Genomic DNA, 18,947 nt, shown 5'->3' on the forward strand with positions numbered 1-18,947 from the left:
GCCACAAGCCGCTGGCGATGAGCGCCAGCTATAGCAGGCCGGCCAGCAGGGCCTGGCCCAGCGAGCGTTCGCGGATCTCGCAGGCATGCCGCGGCCCCTCGGCCTGGGCCTGGAGTCGGGTCAGCAGGGCTTCTCCCTTGGCGTCATCCATCCTGGCGCAGCGTGTCGAGCTGCCGCTGGGCATGGGCGGCCTGGACATAGGCATCAAGCAGGGCGGCGGTATCATCGCAGTCGAGCTTGCTGCCGCCGCTCATCAGCCCGGCGGAGTGGATGCGAATGTGCGGCTCGGGTTTCTTGAAGGCCATGGCCTGGTTGCCGAACACCTGCCTGACCGCCCGGTGGGTCGGCAGCGCCGCCGTGGGGCTCAGGGTCAGTTTCTGCAGGGTCAGCAAGCCCTCGTCCTTGACGTAGATGTCGACCACGTCGGCCAGCTCCACCGGGGCGCTCAGCGAATCGACGAACAGCTGGCGACGGGTCAGGCGCATGAACGGCTGCTGACCGGCGTTGCGATGCTGCCAGGTGACCAGGGCGAAAAGCAGCGACATGAAGGCACCGCAGATCAGCAGGCCGGTCTTGCCCTGGACGATGCCGAATGCCAGGAGTGCCAGGGATATCAGGGTCAGGATCGGGCCGAGCACCTGGTAGCGGCGGGTGTTGGTGAATTCGCTCTGTTCGGGGACGCGCTCGATCACCTGCTGGAGTTCGGCGATCACCCGGTCGCGCTGGGCTTCGCGGGACTGCTCGTAGTCGGCGGCAAGGGATTGGGCGAGGTGCGAGAGCGGATCGGGTTGCTTCGGGGTGGTCATGGCAGGCAAGTCCTGGGCGGCTGGGGTGGGTTATGGGGGCTTGGGGCGACGGCAGCATTCACGCCGTTATTGGCCGGCGCGCTGGGCTGCCCGCAGGTCGTGCAGTTCGGCCTCGGCTCGGGTCGCGCCACAGTATGTGTAGAGAATCTGCATGAGCTTTTCCGGCTCGAGTATCTGCCCGTCCAACTCGAGACCGGCCATCTTCAGCTGGATCTGCGTAGGGAGTGGCGTGCTTGATCTGCGCCTTGGGCATCAGCGGCCCGAGGGCGTTGCGCACGCCGGGCAGCGTCGCGCCGTCGTGCAGGTTCAGGGTGATTCGCAGGCTGTGCCGGGCGCGCATGCGTAGCTCGCTGATGTCGCCCAGTTCGACTTCGCGGTCGAGGGCGCGTAACGCCAGGGTGGTAGGGGTCAAGCGCAGCAGCACCGCCTTTCCAGCAGCGCGATGCAGCCACAGGCTCGCCAGAAGGCAGATACCCCCCAGCATCAGCAGCGCACCCAGGTAGGGGACCTTGCCGACTGTCGCGCACAACCCGCCAATGACCAGGAGCAGCACGGCCCTGAGCACCAGTGAGCCGCGTACCTTGCGCGTGCACGGCAACTCGAGCACGGCGGGTACGCTCTGCAACAGGTGCTCGCGCTCTTCGATGGCCGTATGCGACCGTGCGCCGCTGTGGGCATCGAGGTCATCGGTCAGGGACTGTGCTAGGCCGTTCAGGGGATCGTTACTGTCGTTCATTTGCCGGGGTCCCAGGGGCAGTGTACGGCGCGGCTCGAGCAGCGCCGAGCAGGTGGCCAAACCAGTCGCTGTCGCGCTGCTCCGGCACGCGGGTGGCGCGGGCCAGCAGTGCCGTATCCAGGCTCACGCCGAGTCGTTCGAGGCGCTGCGAGGTCGGTGGATGGGTGTCGAACGGGTGGCTGACGGTCCGGCCCAGGCTTGCTTCGTCAAGCGTCAGCGGGCGCTGGCGCAAACGCGCGGCCAACGCCTGGAACCTATCACCAGGGTGACGCTGCCCGATCACCTCGGTGATGGCCTCGGACAGCGCCACCACGCGCAGCAGGGCCTGGCAGAACAGGTGGTGCCCGCTCACCCGCGCGGCGGCGGCGTCGGCGGCGATTTCCTGGTGGCGGCTCCAGTGGTGCACGGCCACCGCGAAGTGGTGCAGGAACAGGCCCGCCACCCAGATGGCCGGCCGCTCGATCCAGGTCGGTTGCTGCTCTTCGCCGGCCAGGCTCCGGTAATGCAGGCTCATCTGGCGGAAGTACGCGGCGCTCGTGCTGCTGCATTCGGTGTCCCGGTTGGCGAAGTGAGCCAGCTCATGGCCGATGATCGCTGCCACTTCTTCCTGGCTCATGGCCGACAGGTAGGTCAGGGGCAGGTACAGGGTACGGCCCTCGAGCACCTGCGCCGATGGCTGCAATCGTACCGGCACGCTGGTGACGAAGAATGACTGGTCGAGCCCGGCCACCAGGTGGTCGGGCATCGGCGCGCCGATACGCTCGGCGAGTTGGCCGATCCAGTTCCACAGGGCCGGCGCGCTGGCGCGATCCAGTGGCCGGCCGAGAAACACCGATGAGCCGGCCTGCAGCTCGTGCCAGCGTTGCCGCAGGCGACGGGTCAGCAGCAGGCCGGCGTACAGCACGGACAGCAGCGGGGCGCAGAACACCAGTGCGGCCCAGGAGCCCTGCTGGCGATTGCTCAATACCCAGCCTGTTTCGTAGAGCAGTATCAGCGTCAGAGCAGCCAGCAGCAGCCCGTTGTAGACCACCAGGCAGTGGCCGAGGCTACGCCAGCTCTGGCCAAGCCTGCGCTGGAAGAAGTCCTGCGAGAGGCGCGCGCGCCAGGCGTCGACGAGTATTTTCAGGCAGGTGGCTGGGCCGCTCAGCAAGGCCAGCAGCGCCAGCCAGAAGGCCAGATGGGCGAGCCACAGGCGCAGTTGCAGGCCGTTGCGGTTGGCGTCCACCCACTCGATCTGTCGCTGGAAATGCGCACGCCGGTCGGCATCGCGTAGCGGCATCGCCCGTTCGTTGGCCGGTAGCTGGGCGAGCAGGGTGTCGGCGGGGCGCGCGATCCACTGCTGCATGATGTGCGCAGTGTCCATCGGGCTGCTGGCGCGCCAGGCCTGCAGGCTGCTCCAGCCCATCAGCAGGAGCGGTAGCAGGCTTACGCAAAGCCCCGCGCGCAAGCCTGCCACGTACTTCATTGTGCCTGGAGGTAATCGGTGAGAAATGCCTGGGCATCGCCCTGGCGAGAGAGGTTCTCGTCGTAGCTGATGCTCATCGTTTGGTCTTCGCCGGGCAGATAGAGTTCGCCCCAGCCATCCTGAAGCACCAGTACCACGTATTTGTTGCCATCGACGCTGGTGAAGTAGCGGGTGCCGCTGGAGGTTTTCTCCATGCTCATTTTCTGAATGCGCAGGTTCCAGTCGTGGTCGATCCCTTCCAGTTGTACCAGTGCCTGGTGTTCGCTGCGTTCGCCGATGCGCAACGTCCAGACTTTCACACCTTGCTCGCCCGAGTAGGCGACCACATCGTGTGCCACGGGGGGACGATCTTCAGCCTGAGCGAGGCCGGCCATGAGTGCCATTGCCATGCCGAGTACGGCTGCCCACTTGCGATAAATCAACATCACTGGTGTTCCTTTACGGTCAGAGGCGGACATTGAAGTCAACGCCCTGCGTATTGGCTAGCGCCGTGGTTGCTGCCCACAACAAAGACGCGCTTTGCCACAATCACTGACGGTCAGCAGCCGATGGCGTTACCATGGATGCCCCCTGTCATCTGGTTCCCACGGACACGCCCCCTTTGATGGACAGCTGGACCCCCTACCTCGATACCCAGTTCTGCTACGACCACCCAGGTGCCATCGCCCAGGCCGGGGTCCTCGACGACAGCGCACGCCGGGTGATCGGCAGCGCCATCGGCCACTACCGGGCACGAACCGTTCGTCCTCACCTGCAGTATTTCGATTGCGACCTGTGTTTTCCCGAGCCCTTGCGCATCGACAAGGTACTGCCTGGTGGCCTGTGTATCGTGCATGTGCTCGATGGCCGGTGGGAGCATCGCGTGGATGGGCAATTGCACAGTTACATGCCAGGTACGCCCCAGGTACTGGGCTTGAACGAGGCCGCCGAGGCGGTGGACCAACTGCCTGCCGGCAGTCACGCGCGCATGGCCGGGTTGCGCATCGCGGGCGACTACCTGCATCAGTTGGTTGAGGAGGATGGCGAGCTGCTGCCACTGCTCGACCTGCTGCAGGCGGATATCCGTTTCACCGAGCTATCGCGTGGTCGGGCGTTGGGTGGCCTGTTACAGCGCTTGTACCAGTCGCCCTATCACGGCGTGATGGAGCGCCTGCACCAGGAGAGCCTGAGCCTGGCGGTGTTGGTCGAGCTGGCCGCACAGCACAAGGGTCGCACGGCCACTGCGCAGCAGCCGGTGCGCGGACAGCTCGACCTGGCCCACGAGGCCCGTCGGTTGCTGGATGACAATCTGGCCGAACCGCCGGGCAGCCAGGCCCTGGCCCGGCAGCTGGGCGTCGGCGAGACCACCCTGCGTCGGGCGTTCGCTCAGGTCTTCGGGCAGTCGATGTTGCAGTACCTGCGCCAACAGCGCATGGAGCTGGCACGTACCCTGTTGCGCCAGCGCAAATGGCAGGTGGCGCAGATCGCCTACCGCCTGGGGTACGCCAACCCCGCCAATTTCAACCATGCGTACAAGGCTCACTTCGGGCACCCGCCGGGCACTGAGTGAGCCCTTGCTGCAGCTGATACGCGGATGGCCCGGGCGAACGGGCAGCGGTTCAGGCCGGCAGTGGCCGGTAGGGGGATTCGTCGGTGGGTGGCCGGGCGAAATGACGTTTGTATTCGCGGCTGAACTGCGAGGCACTCTGGTAGCCGACCCGATGCGCCACCTGTGCCACGCCGAGGCCTTCGCCCATCAGCATCTGCTGAGCCTTGAGCAGGCGAACGCGCTTGAGGTACTGCATCGGCGAAAGCAGCGTGGTGCGCTTGAAATGCTCGTGGAAGGTCGATTGGCTCATGTTGGCGCGGCTGGCCAGTTCATCGATGGTCAGCGCCTCGGCGTAGTGCGTGCGCAGGTGCGTCAGCGAGGCGGCGATGCGCGCGAAGGCGCCCTGCTGTTCGACCAGTGCGCGCAGGGCACTGGCCTGGTCGCCCTTCAAGGCCATGTACAGCACTTCGCGTAGCCGTGCCGACCCCAGCACCCGGCAGTCCTGCTCGTCGTGCAGGCAGCGCAGGAGGCGCTCGACACTCTCGCCCATGGCAGGGGCGAGGGCGACCGAGGTCATCGATTCCGGGGTCTGGGCGCGGATCGCCCGATCCGCTGGCAGGTCCATGCTCTGTACCAGCTCGCCGAGTACCAACGGGTCGATCGCCACCGCCACGCCCAGTAGCGGCGCTTCCTTGGTGGCGAAGGTTTCGCAGAGGAAGGGCACCGACAGCGCCTGCACCAGGTAATGCCCGGCGCCGTATTCCAGGGTGCGTGGGCCAAGACGCGCGAGCTTGCGGCCCTGGGCGAGGATCATCAGGCTCGGTTCGTAGATCTGCGGGCTGCTGGCGACATAGTGATCCCAGGACAGCACCTGCACGCCCGGCAGGCGGGTGTCGACGAAGCCCGGGCGTGTGGCGAGCGGACGGATGAGGGCGCAGAGGGCGGCATTGGTGGCGTCGGACATGGGCTGGTCGCCGGACGATTGGACATGCCTATGGTGGCAGATCTGCTAACTACTTTCGCCGAAACCGATGCATGCCGGAGGATTGGGCATGAGTCGCGGAGAAATGCCCATCGGCACGGGTGTCTTTGGCAGGGACAATGCGCGGCCTTTCCACCCGCGGAGAAGCGCCATGTTCAAAGCCATCGGTTACGCCGCCCAGTCGGCCTCCACCCCTCTCGCCCCGATTACGTTCGAGCGCCGTCAGCCGCGTGCCGACGATGTGGTCATCGAGATCCTCTACTGCGGTGTCTGCCATTCGGACATTCACCAGGCCCGCGATGAATGGGGCATCGCCGTCTACCCGCTGGTGCCTGGCCATGAGATCGTCGGCCGGGTCACCGCCATTGGTGGCGATGTCAGACAGTATGCCGTGGGTGACATGGTGGGGGTCGGCTGCATGGTCGATTCCTGCCGCCAGTGCGAGGCGTGCCGCCGCGACCTGGAACAGTACTGCCTGCAAGGCCCGACGATGACCTATGCCTCGCCGGACCGTATCGATGGCGGCAACACCATGGGGGGCTACTCGAGCAGCATCGTGGTCAGTGAGCATTTCGTGGTACGCATTCCCGAGGGGATGGATCCGGCTGGCGCGGCGCCGATCCTCTGCGCGGGCATCACTACCTACTCGCCACTCAAACTGCATGGGGTCAAGGCGGGGGATCGCGTCGGCATTCTCGGCATGGGCGGGCTGGGGCACATGGGGATCAAGCTGGCCAAGGCGCTGGGCGCGGAAGTGACGCTGTTTACCCGCTCGCCAGGCAAGGCTGACGAGGCGCAACGCCAGGGCGCCGATCACGTCATCGTCTCCACCGACGAGGCGCAGATGCAGGCGGCCGCCGGGCATTTCGATTTCCTGCTGGACACCATCCCGGTGCCCCACGACCTGAATCCCTACCTGGAAACCCTCAGGTTCGACGGTGTGCACATTCTGGTCGGGCTGATCGAGCCGCTGGATACTGCGTTGAAGGCCGAGCTGCTGGTGATGAAGCGACGAGTACTGGCCGGGTCGCTGATCGGCGGCGTCGCAGAAACCCAGGAAGTGCTGGATTTCTGCGCCGCCCATGGCATCAGTTGCGATATCGAGTTGCTCGACATCCGCCGGATCAACGAAGCCTACGCACGCATGATCGCCGGTGACGTGAAGTACCGCTTCGTCATCGACATGGCCACGCTCGGAGACTGAGAGCCAGGCCGGTTCGCGCCGGTCGAGGTGGCTACGGCGTCTCCTTCACGCGGCATCCAGCAGGCGACGGCGCACCTGGTCGTAGGCGATCCACAGGGCCAGGGCGATGCTGATGCCGCACAGGTTGGCGAGGATGTCCAGGTGGCTGAACTCGCGGTGCGGTTGCAGGCTGTGCTGCAGCCACTCCAGCAGCGGCGCCTGGAGGTACAGCAGGCCCCACAGCAGCCAGCCCGGAGTGCGGGCAAAGGCGATGCGGCTGACCAGGGCCAGGCCGGTGAACGCCGCCAGGTGGAGGAATTTGTCCGACTCCTCGAACAGATCCGGCGGCGGTTCCGGGCGGAAAAGGCCGTAGGCCATCACCGCACAGCAGGCCAGGAATAACAGTTTGCTCATGTAGCGTTCCTTTTTCTTCGCGATCCGCGCCGCCGGTTGTTTCGCAGGTGTCTGCAGGCGCCTGTCGGGCGTCAAGATAAAGCCCGTGGGTGACGGCGCCGGGTAAAAACAGCAAAATGCCGGCCATGCCTGGCTGTTGAAAGCCCAAGCGAGGTAGCCAGCGTCAGGCCGGTAACGGCACGAAGGCGCTGGTGGCGAGCGATAAGCAGGTATGTTGGGCCTGTCCTGACACCGATGGCAACGCGCGTTCATGGATGCAGGCGGTAGAGGTAGCGTGGCGCAGGGAGCCAGGGCCGAGGTGGTCTTTCAATGGTTTGTTCGACAGCGAGCCTTATCCGCGCCGCTTGCGTGAGCCTGAACCTGATTGTGGAGTCTTAGTTTCTCTTATGCGCATGCGCCTGTTGTTGCTGGGTGGTGGCAGTACGCTGGGTCGGGCGTTGATTCGCCTGGGAGCCGAAGAAGACATCGGTTTTCTCGCTCCCCGCCCGCCTGCCCAGGGTTGGGATGCTGCCAGCCTGACCCAACTGGTCGACGATACCCGCCCCGACGTGGTGATCAACCTCGCCTATTACTTCGACTGGTTCCAGGCCGAGCAGGTCGGTGAAGAGCGCTTCGCTGCCCAGGAGCGTGCCGTGGAGCGCCTGGCCGAGCTTTGCCAGCACCACGACATTCGCCTGCTGCAGCCGTCCAGCTATCGCGTCTTCGACGGTACCCGTGCCACCGCTTACAACGAAAAGGACGAGGCGCACCCGCTCGGCTTGCGTGGGCAGGTGCTGACGCGCATGGAGCAGAGCGTGCGAGCCTCGTGCCCACGGCATGTGCTGCTGCGTTTCGGCTGGTTGCTCGATGATAGCCCGGACGGCTTGCTGGCCCGTTTTCTGCGCCGTGCGGAAAGCGAGGAGGCGCTGTTCCTGTCTGATGACCGGCGTGGCAACCCGACCCCGGTGGACGACGCCGCCCGCGTCATCCTCGCGGTGCTCAAGCAACTCGACTGTGCCGCGCCGCTCTGGGGCACCTATCACTACGGTGGCCACGAGGCGACCACCTCGCTGGCGCTCGGCCAGGCGATCCTGAGCGAAGCACGGCACCTGCGCCACAACCTGCTCGAGGATATCGCCGGACAGGCTCACGCCGTACGGGCAGACGCCGCCGAGGAGCCACAGCACGCGGTGCTGTCGTGCAAGAAGATCCTTCATACCTTCGGTGTCAAGCCGCGCGCCTGGCGCGCCGGACTACCGAGCCTGCTGGAGCACTATTATCGCCATGTCTGATCGGCCCATCCTGGTTACCGGCGGTGCCGGATTCATCGGCTCCAACCTGGTCGATACCCTGCTGGCGCGCGGACACCGCGTACGCGTGCTGGACAATCTGTCCATGGGCAAGCTGGCCAATCTGCCGGTGAACGATCCGCGGCTGGCTTTCATCGAAGGCGACGTGGCGGACGCCGGGCTCGTCAGTCGGGCCGTGGCCGGCTGTGGCGCGGTGGTGCATCTCGCCGCCGTGGCGTCGGTGCAGGCGTCGGTGGACGATCCGGTCAGCACCCACCAGAGTAATTTCATCGGTACCCTGAACATCTGCGAGGCCATGCGCGAGCACGGCGTGCGACGTATGGTATTCGCCTCCAGCGCCGCGGTGTATGGCAACAATGGCGCGGGCCAGGCGATCGACGAAAGCACCGCCACGGCGCCGCTGACCCCCTATGCGGCGGACAAGCTGGCCAGCGAGCATTATCTGCAGTTCTACGCGCGCCAGCATGGCCTGGAGCCGGCGATCTTTCGCTTCTTCAACGTCTTCGGCCCGCGCCAGGATCCCTCTTCGCCGTATTCCGGGGTGATCAGCATCTTCACCCAGCGGGCCCTGCAGGGCCTGCCGATCAGCGTATTCGGCGACGGCGAGCAGACCCGCGATTTCTTCTATGTCGCCGATTTGGTCGAGTTGCTGCTGCAGGCGCTGGATGCCGAGCAAGTCGCTCAGGGGGCGGTGAATGTCGGCTGGAACGAGACGGTGAGCCTCAAGCAACTGCTGGCGCAGATCGGCGAACTGCTCGGTGGCCTGCCGGCGGTTACCCACCTCGATCCACGCCCGGGCGATATCCGTCATTCCCGTGCAGACAACGGCCGCCTGGCCGAGCACTACCAGTTGCCGGCGCAGACCACGTTGCGCGACGGGCTGGCTGCGTTGCTCAATAGCTGAGCCGCCATATCCCTGAAACGCAGAAAGCCGGCAATGCCGGCTTTCTGCGTTATGGGTCTTTGACAAGACGTAAGGGGGCATTCGATCTGGTGGGCTAAAGCGGATCGCCGCCCGCCCATCCGGGAGCGGGCCGCGCCCGCAATTCGCGCGCATGGCGCGCTCCCACGATGGCGAACGCTGATTGTTCGCTATCGTCTTATGGCGGGCTTGATCAGGTTCTTAGAACTTGTAGCCCAGGCCGACCATGTAGACGAACGGATCGACGTCCACATCGACCTTGGCGCGCACGCCCAGTGCCGTGTTGTTCACGTAGGCGGTGGTATCGATATCGATGTAGCGAGCCTGGGCGTTGATCATGAGGTTGTCGGTCAGCATGTAGTCCGCACCCACCTGCCAGGCCAGGCCCCAGGAGTTCTTCGCCCGGAAGTTGTCGAAGCCGGCCGCGGTGGCGCTGCTGCCCACGTGCTCGTCGTAGATCCAGGTGTAGTTGATGCCGCCGCCGACATAGGGCTGGAAGGCCGACTTGGCATCCAGCGGGTAGTACACCAGGCTCAGGGTGGGCGGCAGGTGTTTGAGGGTGCCGAGTTTGCCGTTGGCGGCGTCCAGCGCCGTACCCTTGATCTTCACGTCGTGCTCGAAGGGGCTGGCGGCGAGGAGTTCGAGGCCCAGGTGGTCGGTGAGCATGTAGGCGAAGTTGAGGCCCAGCTGGGTGTCGCTGCTCATGGTCGCCTTGCCGCCCAGGTCGGCACCGGCGAGACCGCCGCGATCGACCTTGATCGTGGAACTGTCGGCTTCCGGATTGACCGTGATGGCGCCTGCGCGAACCAGAATATCTCCAGCCTGGTGCGCCTGCGCCACAGGGGCCGCCAGCGCCAGGGCGATCAGCGAGGCAGAGAACAGCGACTTGTACATGGTGAGCTCCTAACGGGTCATGCGAGTAATCTCGGATGACTCCAGCTTAGACGCCCTGGTCGGCTATCCCTTGACTCAGCTCAATGCCAGGGGGGGGTACGGGGTGCGACCTTTTGCCACGGTGTCAGTTGGCCGGCAGCTCGTAGGGGTAGATCTTGTCCGCTGCCATCTGGTAGCCGACCTCGGCCAGCTCGCTGCTGCTGTGCTCGACCTTCAGTGGGCCCTCGATCCAGAACGGCTGGTATAGCGCGTCGAGTAGCACGCCCAGTTCGGCGGTGACATGGATGATCTGGTTGGAGGGTGGTGGCGGCACGTGGATGCAGGCGCCGAAGTACGGCACCAGCAGGAACTCGGTGACGCGGCCTTCCTCGGTCACGTCCAGCGGCACGATGTAGCCCGGAATCTTGACCTGCCGGCCGTCCATCGACTGGACCACCGGTGCGGACGGAAACTGCTGCAGAGAAGCGGCGCCCCCTTCGGACAGCGCGTCGCCCAACTGCGACATGTCATGCATCGGCGTCATCTGGGCGATCTGCGGCGGTGCATCCTTGGGGATCAGCTCCTGCCAGTTCAGCGTACGCAGTTCGGCTGCCCACAGCGGAGCCGCCAGGGTCATGAGAAGGGCGATGAGCAGGGCGCGGAACATGGAACTACCTCTTGATTGAAAACGGCCCCGCTGCCGGCTCCGAATATTCAGAACCTATTCACGATTGTGCGAGCTAGAGCCCTGCAAGGCGAAAATAAGCGAGGAAGCGGAGTTTACCGATGTAAATGAGCTTTCCGAGCTTGTTTTCAACGCCGCAGGGCCGACGCGCAGCCGATCGTGAGTAGGTTCTCAGAGGCGGATGGAAAGACCATCTGCTAACGACTGCCGATAGGCCCGCCAGGCCGGTACGCAGCCCATCAGCAGAGCGGCCGCCAGAATAGCGCCGAGCAGCGTCCACTCATAGGGTGTCGGTGCACTCAATGGCAGATACAGCCCGTAGTTGGCCTGCACATAGCCCTGTGCACTGGCGATGCCGCCGTACAGCAGGGCGACACCGGCGACCGCGCCAGCCACGGCCAGGGAGAAGGCTTCGAGGATCAGCAAACTGGCGACATGCCACGGCCGTGCGCCCACCGAACGCAGGATGGCCATCTCCCGGCGCCGCTCGTTGAGGCTGGTGAGGATGGCCGTGAGCATGCCGATCAATCCGGTCAGCACGACGAACAGCGACACCACGAACAGCGCCTTCTCCGCCGTGCCCATCAGGCTCCACAATTCCTGCAGGGCAACGCCGGGGAGAATCGCCAGCAGCGGTTCGCCACGGTACTCGTTGACCTCGCGCTGGACGGCGAAAGTGGCGATCTTGCTCTTCAGACCGAGCATCACCGCGGTGATGGCCTTGGGCTGCAGATTCATCTCGCGGGCCTGTTCGGCACTGATCTTGCCAGCACTGCGGGCGGGGACACCGTTCTGCCAGTCGACGTGCAGCGCCTCCATGCCCTCCAGGGAAATATGCAGGGTGCGATCCACCGGCGTGCCGGTGCGGGCGAGGATGCCGCTGACCACGAACGGCTTGTCATCGTGTTGCTGCAGGCTGATGGCCGCCACCCCATGGGACAGCACCAGTTTGTCGCCGAGCTTGTAGTTCAGGGCCTGGGCCACTTCGGCGCCAAGCACCACATCGAACAGATCATGAAAGCGTTCGCCCTGGGCAACCTGCAATGCCTGGCCACGACCGTAGTGGTAATGGTCGAAATAACCCACGTCGGTGCCCATCACCCGGTAGCCGCGGTGCGAGTCGCCCAGGGAAATCGGGATGGCCCAGTCGACCTGGCGGTGTGCGGCGAGCTTCTCGAAGCTGTCCCAGCGGATGTTGTTGGTGGCGTTGCCGATGCGGAACACCGAGTACAGCAGCAGGTTCACGCTGCCGGAACGGGCGCCGACGATCAGGTCGGTGCCGCTGATGGTATTGGCGAAGCTGGCCCGGGCTTCGGTGCGCACTCGCTCCACCGCGAGCAGCAGACACACCGACAGGGCGATGGCGAAGATCGTGAGCAGAGCGGTGAAGCGGCGGTTGGCCAGGCTGGCCAAAGCGAGTCGTAACAGGAACACCTCAGACCTCCAGGGGCTTGCTGGCGCGGTTGAGTTCAGCCAGCGACAGGCTGCGGTCGAACAACGTGGCCAGGCTCTGGTCGTGGCTGACGAACAGCAGGCTGGCGCCGACATCACGGCATTCGCCGAACAGCAACCCGAGGAAAGCCTGACGTGCATCGGCGTCCAGCGCCGACGTCGGTTCGTCGGCGATCACCAGTTCCGGTTGGCCGATCAGTGCGCGGGCGGCGGCTACGCGTTGCTGCTGGCCAATGGACAGCGAGTCGGCGCGCCGCTCGAGCAGCTCGGGGCGCAGGCCCAGGTGTTCCAGCAGGCGGCTGGTAGCCTGATCCACGCTGCCATAGCGCTGCGCCGCACGTTGTGCGCGGAGCTTGGAGAAGCGGCAGGGCAGCTCGACGTTGGCGCGAACGCTGAGAAAGGGCAGCAAGTTGAATTGCTGGAAGATGTAGCCGGTGTGGTCGACGCGGAAACGATCCCGGCGCGCGGCCGAGAGGGCGGCGAGGTCCTCGCCGAGCAGGCGAATGTTGCCTCGGCCAGGCTTCTGCACGCCGCCGAGCAGGCCGAGCAGGGTGGTCTTGCCACTGCCGCTGGGGCCCTTGAGGAACAGGGTCTCGCCGCGCTGCAGATGAAAGTTCGGAATATCCAGAAGCTCGTCCTGGCCGGGCCAGGCGAAGCCGAGGTCGGTGAGTTCGATCAGTGCTGAGGTCATGGGGGCTGCTGGCGATGGAGATGACGGGGGCAAGTGTGCCAGTCATGGGCGCGAAATGCTGACCCGAGGGGTGTTGCATGGCATGTGCGAATGCGGACGCCTCCAGCAGGAGGCATCCGCCAAGCGGATCAGAACTTCAGCTGTGCATTGGCCGGCGTCGACTCGACGCCCTGCTGGCCGCTTGGGCCGATCAGTTGCACGTTGATCTTCTGGGTCGCCGGGAACTGTTTGTAGAAGGCCGACAGGTCGAGCGTCTTCAGGGCGTCCGGCTGTTTGCAGGTGAAGCTGTAGTCGGCATCGATATCGCTGTGCTCATGATCGTGATCGTGGCCGGCAGCATCTTCATCGTGGTCGTGGTCGTGGTCGTCGTTGCCGAACAGCGGGCTTTTCAGTTCATGCTCGGTGAGGCTGCAACCGGCAGCAGCGGGCAGGCTGAACAGCGCGAGTGGTTTTTCCAGCAGAGCGCGAGCGGCAGCGACGGTTTTCTTGTCGGCCTCGCTGGTTGCCGCGTGCTCGAAGCCGACGATGTTCATGGCCGGGCTTTCCAGTTCGATCTCCAGCTCGCTGCCCTCGAGCGCGACGTTCAGCGTGGCGACGCCGTGCTCATGCTTGCCGAGGCTACCGTGTTCATGGTCGTGATCGTGGTCATGGTTCTGCGCGTGAGCAGCGGCCAGGGGAAGCAGGGCGAAGGGCAGGGCGAGCAGTAGGCGGCGCATGAGAGGGCTCCGGTGCGTGAAAGGTATTGATACGTTATAACAAATTTATGGGCCGAGATAGAGGGGATGCTTGGTTTGCCTGCCTGTGGGAGCATGGCATCCGGAAAGTTCGGAGGTGGTGATGGTGCGTATACGTGGACGGATCGGCGACTGGCCGGTGGATTTGACGGTGGAGCTCGATCCCCAGGACTGGGCGCAGTTGGCGGCCGCCGTTCCGCTGACCGCGCCGAGCCCGGCCGAGGCGCCGGCGCAGGCCGTTCAGCCTGATCAGGACGGGCAATGGCAAACGGTGCTGGAGCTGTTGCGCCGTGCCGGACGCATCGAGGGGCCGCAGTTGCTGGCGCAACTGGCCGCGCTGGCTGGCGGTGAGGTGGCGGGCAAGCGGTTGTTGGTGCGCCTGCGTCATTGCCAGCAGGTGCGCATGGAAACCGGCCCGGATGCGCCGGTTTATTGCTGGGTCGGGCAGCCAGAGGCCTCGAGTTGACGCGGCAAGAGCCGTGTTTACGCACGGCACGGGCCGCATCTGTAGCCCGCGGTTGAGCTCAGCGATACCCGGGAGAATGTTCGGGTATCGCTGAGCTCAACCCAGGCTACGTGCTGGTAGGTGCCCTGGGTATCGCTGCGCTCAACGCCAGGCTACGTCGGCGGGTTACGGTTAAGGGGCTCAGTAGAGCGCCTGATACACCCGGCGGCGGTAGGTGGTCACCAGTGGATGATCGTTGCCGAGCAGGTCGAACACCTGCAGCAACGTCTTGTGGGGCAGGCCGTCGGCGTAGTTGCGGTTGCGCACGAAGAGTTTCAGCAGGGCGTCCAGGGCCGGCTCGTACTGCTGGCGGGCGAGCTGCTGAATGGCCAACTGGTAGGCGGCTTCGTCATCCTCGGCGTTCTGCGCCAGGCGACTCTTCAGTGTGGCGGCATCCGGCAGCTCGGCCGCTTCACGCAAGAAGGTCAGCTGCGCGCGGGCACCGGCCAGGGCCTGTTTGTGTTCATCACCCTGGACCGCATCGAGTACCTGTTGCGCCTCGCCCAGTTCGCCGCGCTCTGCCAGGCAGCGTGCATACAGAATCAGTGCGCCAGCATTGCCATTGTCCTCGCCGAGCTTTTGCTTGAGCAGGGTTTCGGCCTCGCCGATGCGGCCATCGGCGAAGGCTTGCTGGGCGACTTCCAGCAGATCGGCCTCGGGCGCCTGAGGTTCGGGGACATGGGGTTGCAGCAGGGCGCGGATCGCCGACTCGGGTTGCGCGCCCTGGAAGCCGTCGACCGGCTGGCCATTCTTGAACAGCACCACGGTCGGCAGGCTGCGGATGCCGAAGCGCGCGACGATTTCCTGTTCGATATCGCAGTTGACCTTGGCCAGCAGCAGCTCGCCCTGGTAGCCCTCGGTGATCTGCGTCAGCAGCGGCATCAGCGCCTTGCACGGCGCACACCAGTCGGCCCAGAAATCCACCAGGACCGGCTTGCTGAACGAGTTCTCGATCACCAGCTGTTCAAACTGGACGGCGCCATTGATATCGAAGATGTACGGGGTGTCGCTCATGGTCGGTCTCTGTCCGGGCGAAAAGTGGGTATGACTATAAATCCGTGTGCAGGTGCGCGGCTACAAGGGGCCGCCGTCGGCATGATAGAGGCTGACGTGGCGGAAGGTTTCCGGTTCTGCCAGATCCGGCCAGGTGCAGCCCTGCAGGCCGGCGATGCGGTGGTAGGCGGGGTGACTGAAATCCCGCACTCTTGAATCGGCCACCAGCACCTGGCGGGCATGTTCGAGAACGCGGTCGAGCAGGGGCAGATTGGCGCGGTCGTAGAGTACGTCGGCGACGATCGCCAGGTCGTAGTCACGGCGTTCCGCGAACAGATCGCTCGAGTACTCGAGCTGCACGCCGTTGAGTGCGGCGTTGGCCCGGCAGGCCGCCAGGGCCAGCGGATCCAGATCGCAGGCCACCACCTGCGTCGCGCCTGCCCGCGCGGCAGCGATGGCTGCCACGCCGGAGCCAGCGCCGACATCCAGTACCCGCTTGCCACGCACCCACTCCGGGTGCCGGGCCAGCCAGTCCACCAGTACCAGGCCGCTGGCCCAGCAGAAGCACCAGTAGGGTGGCTTCTCGAGGATCTGCCGGGTTTCCTCGGGGCTGAAGCAGCGATCCATGTTCGCCGGGTCGATCAACCACAGGCGCAGGTCGGTGCCTGGCAGGGTTGTCGCGCTCAGGCGGGCGTCGCCGAGCAGCTCGCCGAGTGCCGCCTGCAGGTGGGGCGGTGGGGTCACAGCGCGGGCGTTACGCGTACTTCGCCGAGCGCCTGGCTTTGTGGCTGGCGGATCAGTTGGCTGGGCATGTGCAGCACCAGCGTGCCCGATTGATGGACGCGACCGCGCAGTTCCACGCGGATGCCCTGATCGAAGTTCTCGGGGTTGAACTGCAGGCGGAATGGCAGCGGCGCACCGGTGCCGCGCAGCTGGATGTTGCCCAGCAGCTTGTGCGGCAGACCGCGCTCGTTGATGGTCAGCAGCGCCAGTTCCACATCGGCCCCTGCCGGTACGTCGAGTAGCGTGCCGGTGAGTTCACGCAGGTGTGCCGGTGTTGCCGCAGGCTCCTGTTTCGGCACAGGCGCTGCGGGTGGTGGGGCGGGGGGCGGTGTTTCGCTGGCACAGGCGACAAGCAAGGCGGTGAGACTGAGCAGGGCGAGCGGGCGCAATGGCATGGACAGATCCTCGGGGCGATGCCTGGATTCTCCCCATAGCCACCGGCGAATGCAAAGGAAAGTGGCCCCGCGGCGCTTGGCAGCGAGCCGGGGGGATGCGCTACCATGCGGGCTTTCCCGCCTGGCTGTCCCGACCATGCATTGCCCGTTCTGCTCTGCCAACGACACCAAAGTCATCGATTCGCGTCTGGTCGCCGAAGGCGATCAGGTGCGTCGCCGCCGGGAGTGCCTGGCCTGTGGCGAACGCTTCACCACATTCGAGACCGCCGAACTGGTGATGCCGCGTCTGATCAAGCAGGATGGCAGCCGCCAGCCTTTCGACGAGGAGAAGCTGCGCGCAGGCATGCAGCGCGCCCTGGAGAAGCGCCCGGTGAGCATCGAGCGACTGGAGGCGGCCATCGCCCATATCAAGCACCGCCTGCGGGCCACCGGCGAGCGCGAGATCAAGTCGCTGGTGCTTGGCGAGCTGGTGATGACCGAACTGCAGAAGCTCGACGAAGTGGCCTACATTCGCTTCGCCTCGGTGTACCGGCGCTTCCAGGATCTCAACGAATTCCGTGAGGAAATCGACCGTCTTTCCCGCGAGCCCAGCCAGGACTGAGATGAGCACCAGCGATCAGGCATTCATGGCCCGTGCCCTCGAACTGGCGCGCAAGGGTCTGTATTCCACCCACCCCAATCCCCGTGTCGGTTGCGTGATCGTGCGCGACGGCAAGATCGTCGGTGAGGGCTGGCACGCCAAGGCTGGCGAGCCTCATGCCGAGGTCCATGCGCTGCGTCAGGCGGGTGACAAGGCACGTGGCGCTACCGCCTACGTCACCCTCGAACCCTGCAGCCACCACGGGCGCACGCCGCCCTGCGCCGATGCCTTGGTCGGGGCGGGCGTCGCCAGGGTGGTGGCGGCCATGCAGGATCCCAATCCGCAGGTGGCTGGCCGCGGTCTGCTGAGACTCATGAACGCCGGTATCTCGGTGTACAGCGGCGTGCTGGAAAGCGAGGCGCGGACGCTGAATGCCGGCTTCGTCAAACGCATGGAAAAGGGCCTGCCGCTGGTGCGGGTCAAGCTGGCCATGAGCCTGGACGGGCGCACCGCCATGGCCAGCGGCGAAAGCCAGTGGATCACCGGGCCCGCCGCACGCGCGGCGGTACAGCGACTGCGCGCGCGTTCGAGCGTGGTGCTCAGTGGCGCCGATACCGTGCTGGCTGACGGGGCGCGCCTGACCGTGCGCCCCGACGAACTGGGCCTGGGCGCCGAGCTCACGGCGCTGGCCCAGGCTCGCCCGCCATTGCGCGTGCTGATCGACGGGCGCTTGCGGGTACCGCTGAGTGCACCGTTCTTCCAGGTCGGGCCGGCACTGGTGGCGACCTGCGCGGCGGCGACGTCGCGCGACCGTTATCTCGACGACGGCCACGAACTGCTGGCGATGCCCGGCAACAACGGCCATGTCGATCTGCGCAAGCTGCTGCTGGAATTGGCGGGCCGGGGCGCCAACGAAGTGCTGGTCGAGGCCGGGCCGAAGCTGGCCGGTGCGTTCGCCCGCCTGGGGCTGGTCGATGAATACCAGCTGTTCGTCGCGCCCAAATTCCTTGGCTCCAGCGCCAGGCCCCTGCTCGACCTACCCCTGGCGCGGATGGTCGAGGCCAAGCCATTGAAGATCGTCGACATGCGTGCCGTGGGCGATGACTGGCGCATCATCGCGGTGCCCGATTCCGGCGACTGAGCGTCGCCGCTGGGGCACGCCCACCGTGCACCGCCACGGCAACTGTGGTAAAACGCCTGTCGGCCGCACAGCGTGGCCAAACGTTCTCAGGGCGGGGTGCGATTCCCCACCGGCGGTAATGGTGCGCAACGCACCTAGCCCGCGAGCGCCCGGTACGGCACCAGCCGCCCGGGGTCGAGCAGATCCGGTGCGATTCCGGAGCCGACGGTATAGTCCGGATGAAGAGAGAGCGGGATTGCCTGACAAGGCGCCCTTGCGGCTGCCGACGTCCGTAATGTCCCTATCGATCCAAGCTGCCCTGTTTTAACCATAAACAGGAGTTGAACATGTCCATTGCTTCTCACGTGCGCCGGGTGGCCTTCGTGCAAGCCTGCTGGCACCGCGAAATCGTCGATCAGTCCCGTAACGCCTTCCTCGAAGAAATGCAGCGCCAGGGCTATGCCGCGAGCGAGATCGACTGCTTCGAAGTCAGCGGCGCCTTCGAAATTCCCCTGCACGCCAAGCGCCTGGCCAGGAGCGGCCGCTATGCTGGCATCGTCGCGGCCGGGCTGGTGGTCGATGGTGGCATCTACCGCCACGAGTTCGTCGCCCAGGCAGTGATCGAGGGCCTGATGCAGGTGCAACTGGAAACCGACGTGCCGGTGTTCTCGGCAGTACTCACGCCTCATCATTTCCATGCCGGTGAAGAGCACCAGACGTTCTTCCGCGAGCACTTCCTGGTCAAGGGCGCCGAAGCCGCGCGCACCTGCGCCGATACGCTGCGCAAGCTCAAAGAACTGCCGGTCTGACG

At 65.4% G+C, this 18,947-nt stretch carries 23 protein-coding genes and 1 riboswitch; of the genes, 8 read left to right on the forward strand and 15 right to left on the reverse strand.

The window, feature by feature from the left end; genetic code table 11:
- Positions 1-28: 28 nt before the first annotated feature.
- Genes BLR94_RS28195 through BLR94_RS15230 form a run of 5 tightly spaced genes read right to left on the reverse strand, consistent with a single transcriptional unit; the run spans position 29 to position 3,432 of the window.
- Complete coding sequence (locus BLR94_RS28195; protein ID WP_279615864.1) at positions 29-151, reverse strand: hypothetical protein; 123 nt, start codon at positions 149-151, stop codon at positions 29-31.
- Complete coding sequence (locus BLR94_RS15215; RefSeq protein ID WP_175154238.1) at positions 144-806, reverse strand: hypothetical protein; 663 nt, start codon at positions 804-806, stop codon at positions 144-146. The genes BLR94_RS28195 and BLR94_RS15215 overlap by 8 nt, the downstream gene beginning before the upstream one ends.
- Before the next feature lie 58 nt (positions 807-864).
- On the reverse strand, positions 865-1,542 hold the full coding sequence (locus BLR94_RS15220; protein ID WP_084307098.1) for a hypothetical protein: 678 nt from the start codon (positions 1,540-1,542) through the stop codon (positions 865-867).
- Positions 1,529-3,007, reverse strand: a complete 1,479-nt coding sequence (locus tag BLR94_RS15225; RefSeq protein WP_084307096.1) for a M48 family metallopeptidase — start codon at positions 3,005-3,007, stop codon at positions 1,529-1,531. The genes BLR94_RS15220 and BLR94_RS15225 overlap by 14 nt, the downstream gene beginning before the upstream one ends.
- The gene (locus BLR94_RS15230; protein WP_084307094.1) at positions 3,004-3,432 is read right to left on the reverse strand and encodes a hypothetical protein; all 429 of its coding nucleotides are present in this window, start codon (positions 3,430-3,432) and stop codon (positions 3,004-3,006) included. Before BLR94_RS15230 ends, BLR94_RS15225 begins: the two co-directional genes overlap by 4 nt.
- 179 nt (positions 3,433-3,611) lie before the next feature.
- Between BLR94_RS15230 and BLR94_RS15235 the strand changes: the two genes are divergently transcribed.
- The gene (locus BLR94_RS15235) at positions 3,612-4,556 is read left to right on the forward strand and encodes a helix-turn-helix transcriptional regulator (protein ID WP_084307092.1); all 945 of its coding nucleotides are present in this window, start codon (positions 3,612-3,614) and stop codon (positions 4,554-4,556) included.
- A gap of 49 nt (positions 4,557-4,605) precedes the next feature.
- Here BLR94_RS15235 and BLR94_RS15240 read toward each other — a convergent pair whose 3' ends face one another.
- Entirely contained in the window at positions 4,606-5,499 is an 894-nt protein-coding gene (locus BLR94_RS15240) for an AraC family transcriptional regulator (protein WP_084307090.1), read from the reverse strand.
- A 169-nt stretch (positions 5,500-5,668) separates the two neighbouring features.
- Between BLR94_RS15240 and BLR94_RS15245 the strand changes: the two genes are divergently transcribed.
- A complete protein-coding gene (locus tag BLR94_RS15245) occupies positions 5,669-6,721 on the forward strand; it encodes an NAD(P)-dependent alcohol dehydrogenase (protein ID WP_084307088.1) in 1,053 nt (350 codons plus the stop codon).
- Positions 6,722-6,766: 45 nt separating this feature from the next.
- Here BLR94_RS15245 and BLR94_RS15250 read toward each other — a convergent pair whose 3' ends face one another.
- Complete coding sequence (locus BLR94_RS15250; protein WP_084307086.1) at positions 6,767-7,114, reverse strand: VanZ family protein; 348 nt, start codon at positions 7,112-7,114, stop codon at positions 6,767-6,769.
- A 386-nt stretch (positions 7,115-7,500) separates the two neighbouring features.
- Between BLR94_RS15250 and BLR94_RS15255 the strand changes: the two genes are divergently transcribed.
- Positions 7,501-8,385 (forward strand): sugar nucleotide-binding protein, encoded by an 885-nt coding sequence (locus BLR94_RS15255; RefSeq protein WP_084307084.1) that lies wholly within the window; start codon positions 7,501-7,503, stop codon positions 8,383-8,385.
- Positions 8,378-9,307: an NAD-dependent epimerase/dehydratase family protein gene (locus BLR94_RS15260; RefSeq protein ID WP_084307082.1), complete on the forward strand. Its 930-nt coding sequence runs from the start codon at positions 8,378-8,380 to the stop codon at positions 9,305-9,307. The genes BLR94_RS15255 and BLR94_RS15260 overlap by 8 nt, the downstream gene beginning before the upstream one ends.
- A gap of 219 nt (positions 9,308-9,526) precedes the next feature.
- Here BLR94_RS15260 and BLR94_RS15265 read toward each other — a convergent pair whose 3' ends face one another.
- The 5 genes from BLR94_RS15265 to BLR94_RS15285 all read right to left on the reverse strand — a co-directional run bounded on the left by BLR94_RS15265 (position 9,527) and on the right by BLR94_RS15285 (position 13,742).
- Positions 9,527-10,219 (reverse strand): OmpW/AlkL family protein, encoded by a 693-nt coding sequence (locus tag BLR94_RS15265; RefSeq protein WP_084307080.1) that lies wholly within the window; start codon positions 10,217-10,219, stop codon positions 9,527-9,529.
- 124 nt (positions 10,220-10,343) lie between these two features.
- A complete protein-coding gene (locus tag BLR94_RS15270) occupies positions 10,344-10,865 on the reverse strand; it encodes a DUF3299 domain-containing protein (protein WP_084307078.1) in 522 nt (173 codons plus the stop codon).
- A gap of 189 nt (positions 10,866-11,054) precedes the next feature.
- Complete coding sequence (locus tag BLR94_RS15275; protein ID WP_084307076.1) at positions 11,055-12,317, reverse strand: ABC transporter permease; 1,263 nt, start codon at positions 12,315-12,317, stop codon at positions 11,055-11,057.
- Between the two features lies 1 nt (position 12,318).
- Positions 12,319-13,026, reverse strand: a complete 708-nt coding sequence (locus tag BLR94_RS15280; protein WP_084307074.1) for an ABC transporter ATP-binding protein — start codon at positions 13,024-13,026, stop codon at positions 12,319-12,321.
- A 128-nt stretch (positions 13,027-13,154) separates the two neighbouring features.
- Positions 13,155-13,742 (reverse strand): DUF2796 domain-containing protein, encoded by a 588-nt coding sequence (locus tag BLR94_RS15285; RefSeq protein WP_084307072.1) that lies wholly within the window; start codon positions 13,740-13,742, stop codon positions 13,155-13,157.
- Positions 13,743-13,863: 121 nt separating this feature from the next.
- Between BLR94_RS15285 and BLR94_RS15290 the strand changes: the two genes are divergently transcribed.
- Positions 13,864-14,226, forward strand: a complete 363-nt coding sequence (locus BLR94_RS15290) for a hypothetical protein (protein ID WP_084307070.1) — start codon at positions 13,864-13,866, stop codon at positions 14,224-14,226.
- Between the two features lie 180 nt (positions 14,227-14,406).
- Here BLR94_RS15290 and trxA read toward each other — a convergent pair whose 3' ends face one another.
- Genes trxA through BLR94_RS15305 form a run of 3 tightly spaced genes read right to left on the reverse strand, consistent with a single transcriptional unit; the run spans position 14,407 to position 16,436 of the window.
- Entirely contained in the window at positions 14,407-15,279 is an 873-nt protein-coding gene (gene trxA, locus BLR94_RS15295) for a thioredoxin (protein ID WP_084307068.1), read from the reverse strand.
- Between the two features lie 60 nt (positions 15,280-15,339).
- Positions 15,340-16,002: a class I SAM-dependent methyltransferase gene (locus BLR94_RS15300; RefSeq protein WP_084307066.1), complete on the reverse strand. Its 663-nt coding sequence runs from the start codon at positions 16,000-16,002 to the stop codon at positions 15,340-15,342.
- On the reverse strand, positions 15,999-16,436 hold the full coding sequence (locus BLR94_RS15305; RefSeq protein ID WP_084307064.1) for a YbaY family lipoprotein: 438 nt from the start codon (positions 16,434-16,436) through the stop codon (positions 15,999-16,001). The genes BLR94_RS15300 and BLR94_RS15305 overlap by 4 nt, the downstream gene beginning before the upstream one ends.
- A gap of 136 nt (positions 16,437-16,572) precedes the next feature.
- Between BLR94_RS15305 and nrdR the strand changes: the two genes are divergently transcribed.
- The 3 genes from nrdR to BLR94_RS15320 all read left to right on the forward strand — a co-directional run bounded on the left by nrdR (position 16,573) and on the right by BLR94_RS15320 (position 18,945).
- The gene (nrdR, locus tag BLR94_RS15310) at positions 16,573-17,037 is read left to right on the forward strand and encodes a transcriptional regulator NrdR (RefSeq protein WP_084307062.1); all 465 of its coding nucleotides are present in this window, start codon (positions 16,573-16,575) and stop codon (positions 17,035-17,037) included.
- 1 nt (position 17,038) lies between these two features.
- Complete coding sequence (ribD, locus tag BLR94_RS15315; RefSeq protein WP_084307060.1) at positions 17,039-18,157, forward strand: bifunctional diaminohydroxyphosphoribosylaminopyrimidine deaminase/5-amino-6-(5-phosphoribosylamino)uracil reductase RibD; 1,119 nt, start codon at positions 17,039-17,041, stop codon at positions 18,155-18,157.
- A 78-nt stretch (positions 18,158-18,235) separates the two neighbouring features.
- A riboswitch (FMN riboswitch) is annotated at positions 18,236-18,392 on the forward strand.
- 91 nt (positions 18,393-18,483) lie between these two features.
- Positions 18,484-18,945 (forward strand): 6,7-dimethyl-8-ribityllumazine synthase, encoded by a 462-nt coding sequence (locus BLR94_RS15320; protein WP_084307058.1) that lies wholly within the window; start codon positions 18,484-18,486, stop codon positions 18,943-18,945.
- Positions 18,946-18,947: the final 2 nt, after the last annotated feature.

The sequence above is a fragment of the Phytopseudomonas flavescens genome (assembly GCF_900100535.1).
Classification (GTDB): domain Bacteria; phylum Pseudomonadota; class Gammaproteobacteria; order Pseudomonadales; family Pseudomonadaceae; genus Aquipseudomonas; species Aquipseudomonas flavescens.

Excerpts from the sequence above, each read along its gene's own strand:
- BLR94_RS28195 (WP_279615864.1), bottom strand. The coding sequence starts at position 151 with ATGGATGACGCCAAGGGAGAAGCCCTGCTGACCCGACTCCAGGCCCAG.
- BLR94_RS15215 (WP_175154238.1), bottom strand. The coding sequence starts at position 806 with ATGACCACCCCGAAGCAACCCGATCCGCTCTCGCACCTCGCCCAATCC.
- BLR94_RS15220 (WP_084307098.1), bottom strand. The coding sequence starts at position 1,542 with ATGAACGACAGTAACGATCCCCTGAACGGCCTAGCACAGTCCCTGACC.
- BLR94_RS15225 (WP_084307096.1), bottom strand. The coding sequence starts at position 3,007 with ATGAAGTACGTGGCAGGCTTGCGCGCGGGGCTTTGCGTAAGCCTGCTA.
- BLR94_RS15230 (WP_084307094.1), bottom strand. The coding sequence starts at position 3,432 with ATGTTGATTTATCGCAAGTGGGCAGCCGTACTCGGCATGGCAATGGCA.
- BLR94_RS15235 (WP_084307092.1), top strand. The coding sequence starts at position 3,612 with ATGGACAGCTGGACCCCCTACCTCGATACCCAGTTCTGCTACGACCAC.
- BLR94_RS15240 (WP_084307090.1), bottom strand. The coding sequence starts at position 5,499 with ATGTCCGACGCCACCAATGCCGCCCTCTGCGCCCTCATCCGTCCGCTC.
- BLR94_RS15245 (WP_084307088.1), top strand. The coding sequence starts at position 5,669 with ATGTTCAAAGCCATCGGTTACGCCGCCCAGTCGGCCTCCACCCCTCTC.
- BLR94_RS15250 (WP_084307086.1), bottom strand. The coding sequence starts at position 7,114 with ATGAGCAAACTGTTATTCCTGGCCTGCTGTGCGGTGATGGCCTACGGC.
- BLR94_RS15255 (WP_084307084.1), top strand. The coding sequence starts at position 7,501 with ATGCGCATGCGCCTGTTGTTGCTGGGTGGTGGCAGTACGCTGGGTCGG.
- BLR94_RS15260 (WP_084307082.1), top strand. The coding sequence starts at position 8,378 with ATGTCTGATCGGCCCATCCTGGTTACCGGCGGTGCCGGATTCATCGGC.
- BLR94_RS15265 (WP_084307080.1), bottom strand. The coding sequence starts at position 10,219 with ATGTACAAGTCGCTGTTCTCTGCCTCGCTGATCGCCCTGGCGCTGGCG.
- BLR94_RS15270 (WP_084307078.1), bottom strand. The coding sequence starts at position 10,865 with ATGTTCCGCGCCCTGCTCATCGCCCTTCTCATGACCCTGGCGGCTCCG.
- BLR94_RS15280 (WP_084307074.1), bottom strand. The coding sequence starts at position 13,026 with ATGACCTCAGCACTGATCGAACTCACCGACCTCGGCTTCGCCTGGCCC.
- BLR94_RS15285 (WP_084307072.1), bottom strand. The coding sequence starts at position 13,742 with ATGCGCCGCCTACTGCTCGCCCTGCCCTTCGCCCTGCTTCCCCTGGCC.
- BLR94_RS15290 (WP_084307070.1), top strand. The coding sequence starts at position 13,864 with ATGGTGCGTATACGTGGACGGATCGGCGACTGGCCGGTGGATTTGACG.
- trxA (WP_084307068.1), bottom strand. The coding sequence starts at position 15,279 with ATGAGCGACACCCCGTACATCTTCGATATCAATGGCGCCGTCCAGTTT.
- BLR94_RS15305 (WP_084307064.1), bottom strand. The coding sequence starts at position 16,436 with ATGCCATTGCGCCCGCTCGCCCTGCTCAGTCTCACCGCCTTGCTTGTC.
- nrdR (WP_084307062.1), top strand. The coding sequence starts at position 16,573 with ATGCATTGCCCGTTCTGCTCTGCCAACGACACCAAAGTCATCGATTCG.
- ribD (WP_084307060.1), top strand. The coding sequence starts at position 17,039 with ATGAGCACCAGCGATCAGGCATTCATGGCCCGTGCCCTCGAACTGGCG.
- BLR94_RS15320 (WP_084307058.1), top strand. The coding sequence starts at position 18,484 with ATGTCCATTGCTTCTCACGTGCGCCGGGTGGCCTTCGTGCAAGCCTGC.